This window comes from Hyphomicrobium sp. MC8b (assembly GCF_905067615.1).
In the GTDB taxonomy this organism is placed as follows: Bacteria; Pseudomonadota; Alphaproteobacteria; order Rhizobiales; family Hyphomicrobiaceae; genus Hyphomicrobium_B.
In genome coordinates, this window is the sequence record NZ_LR898465.1 from 2,078,487 (window position 1) to 2,092,770 (window position 14,284).

General features: G+C 51.8%; 11 protein-coding genes. 6 read left to right on the forward strand and 5 right to left on the reverse strand.

What is annotated here, in order from left to right; genetic code table 11:
* The first annotated feature begins 99 nt into the window (after positions 1-99).
* From ACLB1Z_RS10065 to ACLB1Z_RS10075, 3 genes are all read left to right on the forward strand, one after another.
* On the forward strand, positions 100-1,179 hold the full coding sequence (locus ACLB1Z_RS10065; RefSeq protein ID WP_409563178.1) for a glycosyltransferase family 4 protein: 1,080 nt from the start codon (positions 100-102) through the stop codon (positions 1,177-1,179).
* A gap of 179 nt (positions 1,180-1,358) precedes the next feature.
* Positions 1,359-2,390: a glycosyltransferase family 2 protein gene (locus tag ACLB1Z_RS10070; RefSeq protein ID WP_409563179.1), complete on the forward strand. Its 1,032-nt coding sequence runs from the start codon at positions 1,359-1,361 to the stop codon at positions 2,388-2,390.
* A 71-nt stretch (positions 2,391-2,461) separates the two neighbouring features.
* Positions 2,462-3,958, forward strand: a complete 1,497-nt coding sequence (locus ACLB1Z_RS10075) for a glycosyltransferase family 2 protein (RefSeq protein WP_409563180.1) — start codon at positions 2,462-2,464, stop codon at positions 3,956-3,958.
* An 81-nt stretch (positions 3,959-4,039) separates the two neighbouring features.
* On the opposite strand, the gene rfbA is transcribed toward ACLB1Z_RS10075, so the two are convergent.
* From rfbA to rfbC, 4 genes are read right to left on the reverse strand one after another with little or no spacing between them, the layout of a single operon-like run.
* Positions 4,040-4,909 carry a glucose-1-phosphate thymidylyltransferase RfbA gene (rfbA, locus tag ACLB1Z_RS10080; RefSeq protein ID WP_409563256.1) on the reverse strand — a complete coding sequence of 290 codons (870 nt, stop codon included), beginning with the start codon at positions 4,907-4,909 and terminating at the stop codon, positions 4,040-4,042.
* Between the two features lie 5 nt (positions 4,910-4,914).
* Positions 4,915-5,862 carry a dTDP-4-dehydrorhamnose reductase gene (gene rfbD / locus ACLB1Z_RS10085; protein ID WP_409563181.1) on the reverse strand — a complete coding sequence of 316 codons (948 nt, stop codon included), beginning with the start codon at positions 5,860-5,862 and terminating at the stop codon, positions 4,915-4,917.
* Positions 5,862-6,953 (reverse strand): dTDP-glucose 4,6-dehydratase, encoded by a 1,092-nt coding sequence (gene rfbB / locus ACLB1Z_RS10090; protein ID WP_409563182.1) that lies wholly within the window; start codon positions 6,951-6,953, stop codon positions 5,862-5,864. Before rfbB ends, rfbD begins: the two co-directional genes overlap by 1 nt.
* 25 nt (positions 6,954-6,978) lie before the next feature.
* Positions 6,979-7,530, reverse strand: coding sequence for a dTDP-4-dehydrorhamnose 3,5-epimerase (gene rfbC / locus ACLB1Z_RS10095; RefSeq protein ID WP_409563183.1), 552 nt, complete (start codon positions 7,528-7,530; stop codon positions 6,979-6,981).
* Positions 7,531-7,925: 395 nt separating this feature from the next.
* Here rfbC and ACLB1Z_RS10100 point away from each other — a divergent pair, with 395 nt between their 5' ends.
* The 3 genes from ACLB1Z_RS10100 (at position 7,926) to ACLB1Z_RS10110 (ending at position 11,770) form a co-directional block, all read left to right on the forward strand.
* Positions 7,926-9,134 (forward strand): glycosyltransferase family 61 protein, encoded by a 1,209-nt coding sequence (locus ACLB1Z_RS10100; RefSeq protein WP_409563184.1) that lies wholly within the window; start codon positions 7,926-7,928, stop codon positions 9,132-9,134.
* A 153-nt stretch (positions 9,135-9,287) separates the two neighbouring features.
* Positions 9,288-10,190: an NAD-dependent epimerase/dehydratase family protein gene (locus tag ACLB1Z_RS10105; RefSeq protein ID WP_409563185.1), complete on the forward strand. Its 903-nt coding sequence runs from the start codon at positions 9,288-9,290 to the stop codon at positions 10,188-10,190.
* On the forward strand, positions 10,187-11,770 hold the full coding sequence (locus ACLB1Z_RS10110) for a glycosyltransferase family 4 protein (protein ID WP_409563186.1): 1,584 nt from the start codon (positions 10,187-10,189) through the stop codon (positions 11,768-11,770). Before ACLB1Z_RS10105 ends, ACLB1Z_RS10110 begins: the two co-directional genes overlap by 4 nt.
* Before the next feature lie 23 nt (positions 11,771-11,793).
* Here ACLB1Z_RS10110 and ACLB1Z_RS10115 read toward each other — a convergent pair whose 3' ends face one another.
* Positions 11,794-14,091 (reverse strand): methyltransferase domain-containing protein, encoded by a 2,298-nt coding sequence (locus ACLB1Z_RS10115; RefSeq protein ID WP_409563187.1) that lies wholly within the window; start codon positions 14,089-14,091, stop codon positions 11,794-11,796.
* Positions 14,092-14,284 lie beyond the last annotated feature (193 nt).

Below are 14,284 nucleotides of genomic sequence, written 5' to 3' on the forward strand. Positions count from 1 at the left end.
TTGTTTGGCTTGACTGTGCAGTCAAAGGCATGCACTCAGGTTGAGGCTTGGAGGGGTAAATCGGACTGGATGCGCATAACCTGTTTCATGCCCCGAAATATGCGCTTTGGTCCCTCCAATGCGACGTCGATTGATCTTTGCGTATATGATCTCATCAAAGCCAGTCGTTATCGAGATACGACAAAAATACTTTGTTGTGAGAATGAGACGCTGTTTTCGGGGTTGAACATCTCAACGTACCCGCCGTCAATAGATCGCCACAAGACAAAAAAGACGAAGTTTGCGTTGGACCAAGCGCAGGAGAGCTCGGCCGATCTTATTGTCGTTCAACAGCATCTTCCGACTGCAGCCGGAGTGGCACGCAGAGTTTCTACGCCTGTGATCTTGCACAAGCACAACATGATCAAATCGGTGCCGGCAAAAGGCGTATTGAACGTGCTGAAACGTAGATGGCACGTTAATCAATACAAAGCTCTGGCAGGAATTATTTTCGTCAGCGAGACGTGCAGAGATCAATTTCGCGCAGATTGGCCCGAAGTTACAACCCCTATGTCGGTTGTTTACAATGGCTTGGATTTCAGTGATTGGCAGCCTGCGAATACGCGCCGTCGCGAGATTATCTGCGTTGGCCGCGCTGCACCGGAAAAAGGCATTAAAGAAGCGTCCGAAGCCGTTGTCGATATTCTGGGTAGAGAGCCATCTTGGTCCGCCCGATTCATACTGAGCGAGACACAGCGGTTTCCCAATTATCTTCAAGAAGTCATGGCGACGTTACGTCCCGTCGCGGATCGGGTGATGGTGGAGGTCAATCAAACACTTGCCGTCGTTCGTGAGCGATTAGAAGAAGCTTCGATTGCACTTGTGCCATCTCGATGGGAGGAGCCATTTGGCCGTACCGCACTGGAAGCTCACGCTGCCGGTTGTGCAGTTGTCAGTTCTGGGACCGGTGGACTGAAGGAAGTCAGCGGCAAATACGCATTGTTTTTGCCCGATCGTTTTTCTGCTGGAGATATCTCCGATCAGGTGTCCACCTTAATTGGCGCCCCGGGGATGATGAGCCGGCTCGCTCAAGAGGGCCGCAGCTATTGCGCGCAGAAGTTCGCCTTGGGTGCCGTTTCAGCCAGCGCCGACAATTTTTATGAGCGGATCGTTGGGCGGTTGAAAGTGAACGCCGCTTAAATTGGCGGCCGGACTGGGCCGGGTTCAAGTGGAGTGAGATCAGTGCGCCTGTGGTCGAAGTTCAGCTGCGAGGCTGGAATGCCATTCAAGCTCGGTTCTTTCTCAATTGTCGATCTCCGTTGGCTAGCAGCGGTGCTGTGGGAGCGGATACAAAGCACCAAAGGCGGGATGAGGGTGAGATGAGCAAAATTCTGTCTGTCATTATGCCCGTCTATAATGCGGAGAAATATCTATCTCAGGCGATTGAAAGTGTCCTTCGACAGGAACTTCGCGATTTTGAACTCATTTGCATCGACGACGGATCGAGTGATGCTTCCAGTGCTATTTTGAAGAACTTCGAAGATCGCGATTCGCGAGTTCGCGTCATCAGTCGTGGCAAGCTAGGTCTAGTTTCTGCCCTAAATATCGGGCTTGAGAGTGCGTCTGCTCCTATTGTCGCCCGCATGGATGCGGACGATGTTTGTTTGCCTGGTCGTCTTGCGCAGCAGCTTGAATATTTGGCCCGGCGCCCAGACGTTTGGGTTGTCGGCACGGCGAGGAAATTGATCGACGGTCGCGGTCGCGTGCTGCACGCTCCGACTGTTGTGCAGGGAGAAGGAGCGGTTTCGGAAGCGTTGCTTCGCAGCTGTGAACTATGTCACCCGACGGTAATGATGCGCCGCGTGCCTATCTTAAAGCTTGGAGGCTATCGGGAAGCTTTCCGGCATGCCGAAGATTATGATTTGTGGCTTAGAGTAGTGCAGCACGCGAAGGTGGATAATTTGCCATTTGTTGGAATCCTTCATCGGATTCACGGAGCGAGTGTCTCGGAAAAGCATAAAATTCAGCAGCGGGTGTCGGCAGCACTGGCGCAGGCTTGTTATCATTTGAGAATGGCGGGCCATTCCGATCCGGCGAGCCTCTATCGTGGTCCTCCGGATCTTTGGAATGACCGGCTGCTGGATGACCTCATATCTGAACATATTGAATTTTTTCGAGCCACACTCATTCTTCTCGATCCCACGGCTTTGTTTGACGCCAAATTCTCGGCGGTAAAGAAGATCGAGAGTACTTCGCCTCGAATGAAGAAACAAAATAAGAAGCTTTATCAGGAAGCTCTATTGTTCGCTGCGAGCCACCACCGTCGCCTGGACTTCTTCAAGCTGCGTATGTTTGCCAACGCCGTCCGCTTGCATCCCGGAAGATTTGTTAGATTGTCATTTTCTTCATAAATGAGACAGCGCAATTTCCAATCACAAATGGGCACGCGGTCTGATGTCGACCTCGCCGTGCGAAGCGAACAATGACTGTGATCTGGACAATCCGGCCGAGGCATAAGCTCGCCAAGCTGTTGGCCTATATCCGGTATCCGCTCAACTCTTCCGAACGTAAATTGTTTCGCGGACGTCTTGTTGAAGCGATCGAATTTAATGGTTTTCAGCACAGGCAATTCGCCGGGACCAAGTCGGTTTCCCATTCGGGGCACCCCCCGAATGCGAAATACGGCATATCGGTTGATGGCGAGCTTCCGATCTTTCGAGACAAACGGACGCCTAGGATATCGGTGATTATCCCGAATTATAATCACGCCTCGTTCCTTAGGGAGCGAATACGGTCAATTCTCGACCAGGAAATAGAACTAAGCGAATTGATAATTTTGGACGATGCATCTACGGACGATAGCCGAAATGTAATCCTTGAAATGACGCGGGACATTTCCGTGCCCGTGAAGCTTGTGTTCAACGAAATGAATTCCGGAAGCATTTTTCGCCAATGGCAGAAGGGATTTGAATTGGCGAAAGGGGATTTGATCTGGCTGTGCGAAAGTGACGATACGTGTGATCCCAGGTTTCTTGGCACGCTTGTTCCATATTTCAGTGATCCGAGCGTGATGATGGCGTTCGGCCGGATAGATTCGATCGACAGAGAGGGGATCGTCGTTCCGCAATCAGGTCTCTCGCTCTCTGCATCGAAGTTCTGGGGGGCACCGATAATCGCGAGTGCCTATTCCTGGTTCAATGGTCCGTTTGGCAACAAAAACATTGTTGCAAATGTTGGTGGCTGCCTCTTCCGAAGACAGGAGTTCAGTCCGGACATCTTCTCTGAATTGGCTTCTTATAGAATTTGCGGCGACTGGTATCTCTACAGTCGCGTCGCGCGGGGCGGCCGAATTGCCTATGATCCGAATGCAAAGGCTTATTTCAGGGTCCACACGTCAAACAGCTCAAAAGCAAGCTTAAAGAGTGAGAGCTTTTATAATGAACATGTTCGCATCGCCCAAGCTTTAAGAAGGCACTACGAGGTAAATAAATCCGCGATCAGATTATTGTTGCAAAACGCGTGGGCGATATGCGTCGCCAATTTGGGATATGCCGCGGGGCGTGAATTTGCCCAGGGGGGTCTCATTGGCGAAGTCATGAAAACTCCGCGAAATATAAATCATATACTGCTGATTTTGGCGGCGTGTGACGAACATGTTGTTTCCGCAGCGTGCCGTTTAGCTAATACAGTATCGGGACGCGGTGAAGACGTCACCGTTCTGTTGAGCGGCGATGCCGCTTTCTTTGATCGTGCGCGCGGATTTCTGTCACCGTCCGTTTCAATCCTTCCGTCAATTTTTGCCGAGAGGATGGGGCTTGATCTCTTTTTGACTGAGTTCGGAATTACAATGGTCTGGGTCTCTGATCATGAAATCGGAGGCATGGGCGAGGCATGTAGATCTTTGCGTATCCCGTTACATAAATCGAGCTTCGAGGGTTTTGATTTCTCGGCTTTGGGCCCTGAAGCTCGTGCCGGGTGACTTGCAGCGTCAGCCGATACTGCATTTATTGGGGAGATGCGGGTAATCTGCATGTCCCGCGCTTCGGGCGATTGATAGGCGTTATTCGGCTGCCAAGATGCGCTTTACGTATCCAGCATAGGCGCTCTTTCCCAGGCGACCGAGCGATGCCGCTATTTCATCTGCAGACAGATATCCCATGCGAAGTGCGATTTCTTCGGGGCAGGCAATTTTGAGGCCCTGTCGCCTTTCAATTGTGGCGATGTAATCGCCTGCATCCATCAGGCTCTCGAAAGTTCCTGTGTCGAGCCACGCGAAGCCGCGACCCATTTTTTCGACGTGGAGCGCATCAAGCGCTAGATACATTTCATTCAACGTCGTGATCTCGAGTTCGCCGCGCGCCGATGGCGTGACGCGGGAAGCGAGTTCGACAACGCGTTCATCATAGAAATAGATGCCGGTGACAGCCCATCTTGATTTTGGCGCTTTCGGTTTTTCGACGATAGTCTGGGCTTTTCCCGCAGAGTCGAATGTGACGACGCCGTAGCGTTCCGGATCGGCGACTTCGTAGGCAAAGATTGTCGCCCCGCCCTCTCGTGCAGCGGCTGTGCGCAGCAAGTCCGCAAGACCGTGGCCGTAGAAAATGTTATCGCCCAAAACGAGAGCGCAGCGATCGTTACCGACGAATTCCTTGCCGATGATAAAAGCCTGTGTGAGGCCCTCTGGAGCGGGCTGGACCGCGTAGCTCAGTCGAATTCCAAACTGCTCGCCCGATCCCAGGAGATTTTTGAACAGGGGCTGATCGTGTGGTGTCGTGATAATGAGAATATCGCGAATTCCCGCGAGCATGAGCGTCGACAGCGGATAATAAATCATCGGCTTGTCGTAGACAGGAAGCAGTTGCTTTGAAATCGTAAGCGTCAATGGATAAAGGCGCGTTCCGCTGCCTCCGGCGAGAATGATACCTTTCATGGCGCTCATGCTGGTTTACTGAAATCCTGTTGCACTAGGTTGGATGCTTTGTCGTCCCGGAAGCCTACTAGGTGGTCAAGTGCATCAGACAAAGCCTCAGTCCATGGCCGGAGTCGAATGCCATAGATGCGCGCGAGCTTGTCCGTTGATAGCATGGAGTAAGCGGGGCGCTGGGCCTTGGTAGGGTAATCTTTCGTCTCGATCGGATGTACGTCTGCTCGAGGTGCGCCGCGGTCTGCGGCGCCGGCGATGATGGCTTTAGCAAAACCGCACCAAGTCGTCGGACCGGCATTCACAGCATGGAACACACCGAACCGATCCGACGGAAGCGACCACTCGTCTAGCCGATTGACGATCTGGCGGACGACATCCGCAAGATCCGGAGCGTAGGTCGGATTGCCGTGTTGATCATCGACGACATTGATCGCGGGCCGCTCCTTGCTGAGGCGCAGCATCGTCTTTGCGAAATTGTTACCGAATGGGCTGAAGACCCATGCCGTTCGCAAAATAATGTGCTTGGGATTGGCATTGGCGACGAGCATTTCTCCGGCAAGCTTGGTTTGGCCGTAGATTCCTATTGGCGATACCGGATCTGTCTCGACATAGGGCGTGCGCTTCTCGCCATCGAAGACGTAGTCCGTCGAGAAATGGACAATCGGCGCTCCAATCCGAGCAGCGGCCTCTGCGGCTGCTTGGGCTCCCTCGGCGTTTGCGGCGCGGGCGGCTTCGGGCTCATCTTCGGCACGATCGACCGCAGTGTAGGCTGCAGAATTTATAACCCATCTGGGCCGAGCGGCGATGATCGCGTTTGAGATGGTTCGGGGATCGGCAAGATTGACTTCGGGGCGGCCGATTTTAATGACGCTATGCCCGTGCGACGTCAGCGTTTCGTCGAGAGATCGGGCGACTTGACCGTTACGCCCGATGATCAGAACGGTGTTGGCATCGCCCATCACACCGAATTCTCCGCGAGCTCTGACTTTGCTGGGGTAGGGTCAGCGAGCAAGCCAAGTCGAGTTCCTGAGTAGACGTTCTCGCGCAGCGGACGCCACCACCAGTCGTTATTCAAATACCAATCAACAGTGGCGGTGATGCCGGTGTCGAATGTTTTTTCCGCGCGCCAGCCGAGTTCCATCTCGATCTTGGTCGGGTCGATGGCATAGCGGCGGTCGTGGCCAGGCCGGTCCGCCACAAATCTGATAAGATTTCGGCGCGACACTTCATTCGGGACGCGCGCGTCGAGAAGATCGCAGATACGTTCGACGACGGTGATATTCTCAGTCGGAGCTCGGCCACCGACATTATAGGTTTCGCCAACCCGTCCGCGCTCCAAGACCGTCGTCAGCGCTTTGACGTGGTCTTCAACATATAGCCAATCGCGCACCTGCCTGCCATCGCCGTAAACCGGCAGAGGTTTTTTCTCCAACGCATTAAGGAGGATGAGCGGAATCAGCTTCTCCGGGAAGTGGTAGGGACCGTAGTTGTTCGAGCAGTTCGTGATCAGAGTGGGCAGCCCATAGGTCTCGCGCCAGGCACTGACGAGATGATCAGACGACGCCTTGCTTGCGGAGTACGGCGATCTTGGATCGTAGGCTGTGGTTTCGGTGAAAAAGTTTCCTTCGTGGAGGGTGCCGAAGACTTCGTCCGTTGAAACATGTAGAAACCGGAATGCGTCGCGCCGTGTCACGGGCAGCTCACCCCAGTAGTGGCGCGCTGCCTCCAGCAGAACATGGGTACCCAGAACGTTCGTCATGATGAATTCCGCCGAAGAGGAGATCGAGCGGTCTACGTGGCTCTCGGCGGCAAGATGCATCACGCCATCAGGCTGAAAATCAGAAAATGCGCGATGCATCGCGACTGGGTCGCAAATGTCAGCTTGCATGAAGCGATAGTTCGATTGGCCAGATACGGAGGAAAGCGACTGCAGATTGGCGGCATAGGTCAGCTTATCGACGTTAAGGACTTCACAGCCCCGGTCGCGAACGAGATAGCGAACGAGCGCCGAGCCTATGAAGCCAGCTCCACCGGTAATGATGACTCTCATGCTCTCCCCCGAGAACAAGTGAAAATTAGAAAACTGGAGCGAAGTCCGTCAATAACGGCAGCACAGCATCCTTCTCGGACACGATGGCCGCATCTTCGCTTATCGGCCAATCTATATTCAAGGATGGGTCAGACCATAAAATTCCCCCCTCAGCTTGCGGGGCATAGTAATTTGAAACTTTGTATACGACCTCGGTCTCTGGTTCCAGAGTGCAAAAACCGTGTGCGAAGCCGTGCGGAATATACAGCTGGTGTCCATTTTCTGCTGAAATTTCACAGGATACGTGCTTCCCGAAAGTAGGGGACGATGCCCTGATGTCCACAGCTACATCCAGAATCCGGCCGCGACTGACACGGACAAGTTTGGCTTGAGAAAATGGCGGGACTTGAAAATGGAGGCCTCTTAGCGTTCCGGCTTTAGTGGAGAGTGAGAAATTATCCTGTACGAAGTCATCTTCCATGCCAACTTCTTTAAGTTTTTTCTTATTATGGAGTTCAATGAAAAAGCCGCGTGTGTCATAAAATCGCTTCGGTGTGATCAAAAGGACATCATCAAGAGCCAGCTTAGTAATTTGCACTTTTGTGTATCCACTTGTCGGCCGTCGAAACCGTGGTGAGTGCGGCCTACCCCTGCTGTATGATCTTTTCATAACAGGATCGCCGATTGTAATTCTACCATTTTCGGCGAGGTGGGATTAGGCACCGCAATTTTGTTATTGTCGCGTGCTTCTGTCACCGACTCCGCGGAAAGTACCTCATTAGTGCTGTGCGATCTTGACATTACGCCCGCGGAGATTACGGAAAAAATCTGTGCTGCTGGAGATCTCATCGAGGGAATGCAACTGGAGCAATCGCTCTGTGCCGTCATTTGATTTTGTATCGAACAAGCCTCGCACGAGAGTGGAAGCGGTAAAGGCCTCGTAAGGTGACGGGGCTCCGGCAACCTGAAATAGATGTGGAAAACCCTGGGCAAATGTCCTTGTTCAAGTTTCTTCGAGCACAGCCGAAGCATCGATACTTCTATGTTGATCCGATGACCTACCGACGAGTTGCGATTTCCGAGCTCGCTGGCGGCCTCTCGGACATGGTGAATGTCGAACGTGAGCACGACGAATACCCTGTACGTTGGAATTTTCCTTTGTTTCACGACCGCGAGGAGAGGCCGGTGCTACCGGATTTGACCGGTCCCTTACCGTCGCCGCGGCCAGCCGTAATAAATATGGCGCGTTCAAACGTTGTCGTGTCGGGCTACCGCGCGATCATCGGGGGCAATCGACTATACAATTTCGATGAAGCATTTACGGACCCAGTGTATGCCGAACGACAAATCCAGAATTTGGCGTCACCTCATCAATATCAAAACGAACTCATTGGTTTTTACGACAAATCTAAGGACGGGAGCTATCTTTTAAAGTCGATTCCGGATGAAAAAATTATCTCGGTTTCCGATCCAGTTGTATTTCTTGGGTCCAATGAATCTCCGAATTACGGCTCGTTTATTTATCGCATTCTTCCCAAAGTAGTGCAGGTGGCCAAATTAGAAAAGAGTTTACGCGTTCTGGTTCCGCTGTATTTTCCCGCGGCAGGGTCGCTACTGCAAATGGCGGGTATCGAAGCAAGCAGAATTATTTCGCAGGATATATTTTGTCGATATAAGCTGAGACGCGTTATCGTCCCCTCCATAAGAAATCGCGATGTTTGGTTCGATCGGGAAAGTTTAAATCTCTTCGATGAAATTCGGAAGATTTACGGCTCCGCTCAAAAAAATAGGCGCCTATACATAAGTCGTAAAAATGTCGTCGGGCAGTCGCGAGTCATGGTCAATGAGGACGAATTGATACCACATCTTTTGAAACGTAAGTTTGAGATCGTAGAGCCCCAGCAACTGGACGCTCAGCAGCAAGTTATGCTTTTCTCATCCGCGTCGCTCATCCTGTCGCAATCGGGATCCGCATTATATAATATTGTATTCTGTCATTCGGGAACGCGACTTATTGATATCGAAAGTGAGCCGCATTGGGGGCAAGGCCATTCCCGGCTATTTGCCTCGCGCGGTCTTCAATACGGTATTTTCGAGGGCAGGCCAGAGACATATAATTTTGGTACTCATCACCAGCCATTTCGAGTCGACGTGCCGCGCTTGCTGAAGCGTGTTGACGAGATGTTGGTCGATCAGGGTTGAGGAAAAAAAATGACGTAGATTAGTGTCAGTTTTCGATTTTTACTCATTGCGTTCCTACAGCGCATGACACCGGTGGAGCACGCAACGCAAAATGCGAAGAGCAGTTAAATGAGGTGTCTCGTAATAGGGGCCTCGGGGTTCATTGGGTCCCATTTGGTCGACCGTCTGGTTGAAATGGGCCATCATGTGCGTTGCTTCGATCGAACGTTTCCGGCGTCATTCGAAGAGAGAAACCGCGTTGCTCGTGGTTTTGAGCTTTTCAAAGGTGATATCGGCTCCATCGCCGATATCGAGCTCGCAGTTGAACGATGTGACGTCTGTTTTCATTTGGCGTCAACTACTCTTCCGAAAACATCCAATGAAGACCCCGCATTCGATGTGGAGAGCAATCTTCTTGCCACCGTGCGGATGCTCGCCCAAATGGCGCGAGCGAAAGTCATGAGAGTTATTTACGCATCGTCGGGCGGAACCGTTTATGGCATCCCCGAACAAATCCCTATTTCTGAAAATCATCCGACTCAACCGACATCTAGTTATGGAATTTGCAAATTAGCGACTGAGAAGTATTTGGACCTCTTTCATCAACTTCATGGGCTCGATTATGTTGCTCTGCGGATTGCAAATCCGTATGGAGAGCGGCAACGGCTTACGGGAAGCCAAGGCGCCGTCGCTGTCTTTATGGGACGCGCCATACGACAGCAGCCGATCGAGATTTGGGGCGACGGGACGGTTGTTCGTGATTACATCCATATAGATGATGTTGTTGAGGCGATGGTCAGGTCAATGGAAAATACGTCACGAGAGAAGATCTTCAACATCGGTTCTGGAAAGGGAACCTCCCTTTTAGAACTTCTTGATGTTGTTGATTCTGTTCTCGGAAGAAAGACCGAAAGGATATTTCAGCCCTCCCGGACCTTTGACGTACCTGTGAACATATTGTCGATTGAACGCGCCAATCGGGAATTGAGCTGGCGACCGAGAATTTCCCTTGAGGAAGGCATAAGAAAGTTGGCTGATTACTTGCACGACGCGTTGGATGGAGAAAAGAAATCATGAGTTTGTCGGAGAATAGATCGGAGCGTTTGCCGACCTATGACGCGCATCCGCCTAGCGTTGAAGGAATATCGCCAAATGCAGAGCTCATTTCGCTGATTCAACTGGCAACATGGCTGACGCGTGCGAGTGTTCTATATCGCATGACGCGCAAATCCCAAGAGTGGCGAGAACGGAAGATCCATCAGCGGGCGTTAAAGTATGGAGCGCCGGTCGCCTTTGCTGTCTGGTGGTCGACAAAAATGAGTGAGGAGGCGCTAATTTGGAAGCTGCTGTGCCGCTCTCTGGGACTACAAAGGTGGCATATTATCGTTGAAATTTTGAACGATTGGGCAAGGGGTGCCATAGTTCAAAAAAGTTACCTTGCTGCGCCAGAGGCAATTGGGCAGATCGCCAAAGCTGAGATGTGCACAGCAGCCACGCCTATCGTGCTTCGAAGCCTGGGAGTGCGGGAGAGCGTTTTGGTGGTCGTCCACGAAACATCACGCACGGGTGCCCCAATATTAGCATGGAACCTGGTGGAGGGACTCAGAAAACAGTACGATGTGGTCACGGTGCGGATGGGGGACGGGCCACTCACGCCGGAATTCGAATCGATAAGCAGCGAAGTCATCGAGTGGCGTCGAGATAGCCGCTCAAAACCATATGGTTCACTTGCAAAGCGCAAGTTCAAGTACGCAATTGTCAATAGTTGCGAGTCTCGCGAATTTATCGAAGTTTGTAGAAAGTATTCAATCCCGACGGTTTTTTTGATGCATGAATTTGCGTCATATGTATATGCGATCGATTCCCTTCGAGCGGCTTTTGATGCTTCGACGGAGGTTGTTTTTTCTTCTACTATTATTGAGCGCGACGCAATCCGTGCCCATCCCTCTTTGGCCGGACGAAAACGGCATGTACTTCCGCAGGGTCGCTGTGTGATACCTGCTTCGTATAGTCAGCAACCGCCGAAGCCTAAGGTCCTCGAAGAACTGAAAAGGGCCAAATCGTCCTCCAATGTATTCATTGTCATTGGAGCTGGGAGCGTACAGTTTCGCAAGGGTGTGGATCTCTTCCTGCAGACAGCGGCTAGCGTCCAGCGCGAAATTCAGTCTCGCGACGTTCAGTTCGTATGGATCGGAAAAGGCTACAATCCTGACACCGACAAGCAGTATTCGGTCTATCTCAAAGAGCATATTTTGCGCGCGAAGTTTCGATTGGCTCCAATTTTTTTGGACGAACTGGGCGACTTAAGCGACGTGTATTCGCTGGCTGACGTGTTGATGTTGAGCTCGCGCCTTGATCCGCTTCCGAACGTTGCAATAGACGCGGCTATGGAGGGTGTGCCAATCGTTTGCTTCGATGATGCTAGCGGGATGGCCGATATCTTGTTGGAAAATCGAAACACCGCGGATGGGGTGGTTAATTACTGTGATACTGCCGAGGCCGCGCGAGTGATCTCGCGCCTTGCCGCAAACGATTCTGAGCGCTTGCGAATGTCTGATAGTATTCGCGCTTTGGCCGAAGTTGCTTTCGACATGAAGAAGTACATAGCGCAGCTCGACGAGTTGGGGAGCTACGCGAGCCAACAGGCTGCCGTATAGTCAAAAGCAGGAAATGGCCGCCACTAAATATCGCCCCGTAGCTTAGTCATAATTGGTGCAGCAAGCAGCGTCGTTTTTTCCAGCGCTTCTTTTAGGTAGGTGCGGTAAGTTGTGCGCTGCTTATTCGTCTTCTCGGGTAAGTTGCGTTGCACCTGTCTTTTGAAGTCGAACTGGTCGTTCAATTGAGTAGCAAATGGTGAGACGTGCGCCGCGAGTTTCGCATTGAGGTCGGCCAACTGCTGCAGGCAAGTGATCCTTTCCGCCTTTATCGTGGACGCTTCCGTATCAATCATTTTCCGCTGTGATAGCCGATCGCGGTATCGTTCGAACCACCAGAGAGGACGAATTTTGGCGTCCGAAATGCCGTTCAAGGCGTAGGCGCACGAACTCGCGTATTCGAGGATGCTAGCCAATTCCGGTAATGCGAACTCAGCTGGTGTGTCTGGGTTTCCAATAGACGCAGTGAGGTTTGTGCTTACGGCCTGGAGGGCCTGATTGATGCCCCTACGCCAGTGATCTGCTGCTGCGTTTGGATCTTCGGCCGCAAGGCACAGCATACCAAGGTGCAGTCTCGCTTCGACGGTACGGTTTGCCAATAGCGGACTAAATGCAAAAGGATCTAGCGCAACGCATTTGGTGAATGAGTCTATTGCATTCTCGAAATTGCCAACGGCAACCCAAAGCTTACCACAGAGAAAATACAGTGATATTTTCCACCGCAGGCTGTGCGGGGCATCCATTTCGTTCTCAACATATGAAGCAACTTGCCCGATGAATATATTTACGTCTGCATACTTGAGATCTGGCGCGCTCTCCAAAAGGCGGTAGCCAATGTTTGCCAATGCTGCCCCTGTATCAGGGGAATTCGGTCGGCTCGTCTCGATAGTCTTTAGGGCGAGTTCACGTAGAGCAGCCGAGTTCTTCAGCCGATGCGTGACATCGACCATGCCCCGGACGAGCCAAGGGTTATCATAATCGCGGCCGAATGCCGTAACGTGCCAACGTTCGTCTTCGAACATTGGATATTGTGTTTCTCGAAAAGGTACGGAACGTCCCTCCAAGGGGGATTTCATTCCAACGGCCAACCACCATTCTGCTAAGGGAGCCGATTTTTCTTCGATGTCCAATGGAATGCTTTCGAACCGCCGTCCAGCGGCCAGCCACGTCGAGCTGCCCACGCCTGATTTGTGTCGGCTTGCCGATTGAGCCGTAACATTTTCCAGCGTGAACAGTCGTGAAAGTTCGTCTCGCAAACGCTCTAACGTGTAAACGTGCACATGGTACGGATTGGGATCATTGCCCCCTTCATCGGTCCAATCATTCGGAATGCTGACGAGTATGCGGCCGGCCGGCGTCAATATTCTCTGGAATTCCGCAAGAAGCACGTGATTCTCTGCGATATGCTCGAGTGTCTCGAACGAGGTTACGACGTCCACAGAGTTGCTCGGAATTTCGCGAAGAGAGTCCGGAAGGTCACCTTTCCGAAATTCAAGCTCGGGCGAAACCGTAGAAAAATTTTTGCTCGCGTAGGCTATGGCATATGCACTATTGTCAATTCCAATCGTCCGTCGCGCCTTGGTATTGGTCTGTATAACATAGCTTCCGTAACCTAAACCGCAAGCGGCATCCAGAACGGTATCTCCGGGGCGGACGTAGGGCACGGCCCATTGATAACGGCATACATGAGCGTCCGAGCGTGCGCCTGCCTCCCTCAACATATCCATATGAAGGTCACGTTCTTCAGCTAAAGCATGGATCGGATATTCCGCTAACGCATCCGCCGGAACCGGTTCTAATAGGATGTGAATAATATTGTCGAAACTTTTGATGCTTTCGTAGCCGTTTACAAAATAATAGGATGGATGTTTTCGGAGTCCCACGGAAAACGCGTGCCGCTCGACCCATTCTCTGACCGGAAAATCCGGTTCGCTGCTAGGATTATTCGGGTCTCTAAGTATTCGAAGAAATATCGCTCGTCGGGTGACGCGCTTTACTTCTCGGAGCAGTGAAATCGTTTTTTCATCGTCACGTTCAAAACTTAGTGTGACCACGACGGTGTCAAAGCTTGTCGATTCGAACGGTAACTCAGACGATGTCGCAAATTTGATGCGATCGGGGATGTTTAGTTCTGCCGCTTCGGCAATAGATCGCACAAATGTCGTGCCGTGTGCGTCGACACACTTGCTCAGCAACGCCGAAACGAGCGCGCAGGGCTCAGAGTCGACCACCAGTACTTTTGGACCACCGCACGAAAAAAGTATCTGCTGCGCTAAACCATCCGTCTCTGCAAGACCTCTGGGGCCAGAAATATTGTTTTGCATAAGCTAGCTCTGTTCCAAGATCTGCGATCGTATGCCGACAAGTTTCGCGGCAGATGAGTTAATGCAAATTAACTTCGCGGAGACACGTGACACACCTCTAGGCTGTCATCTTGGGGGCGGTAGCCGACGACCCACCATTGGCTTCGATGACTGTTTCGATATGTCATCTCTCGTTGTGAGAAAGCCCCGGCGC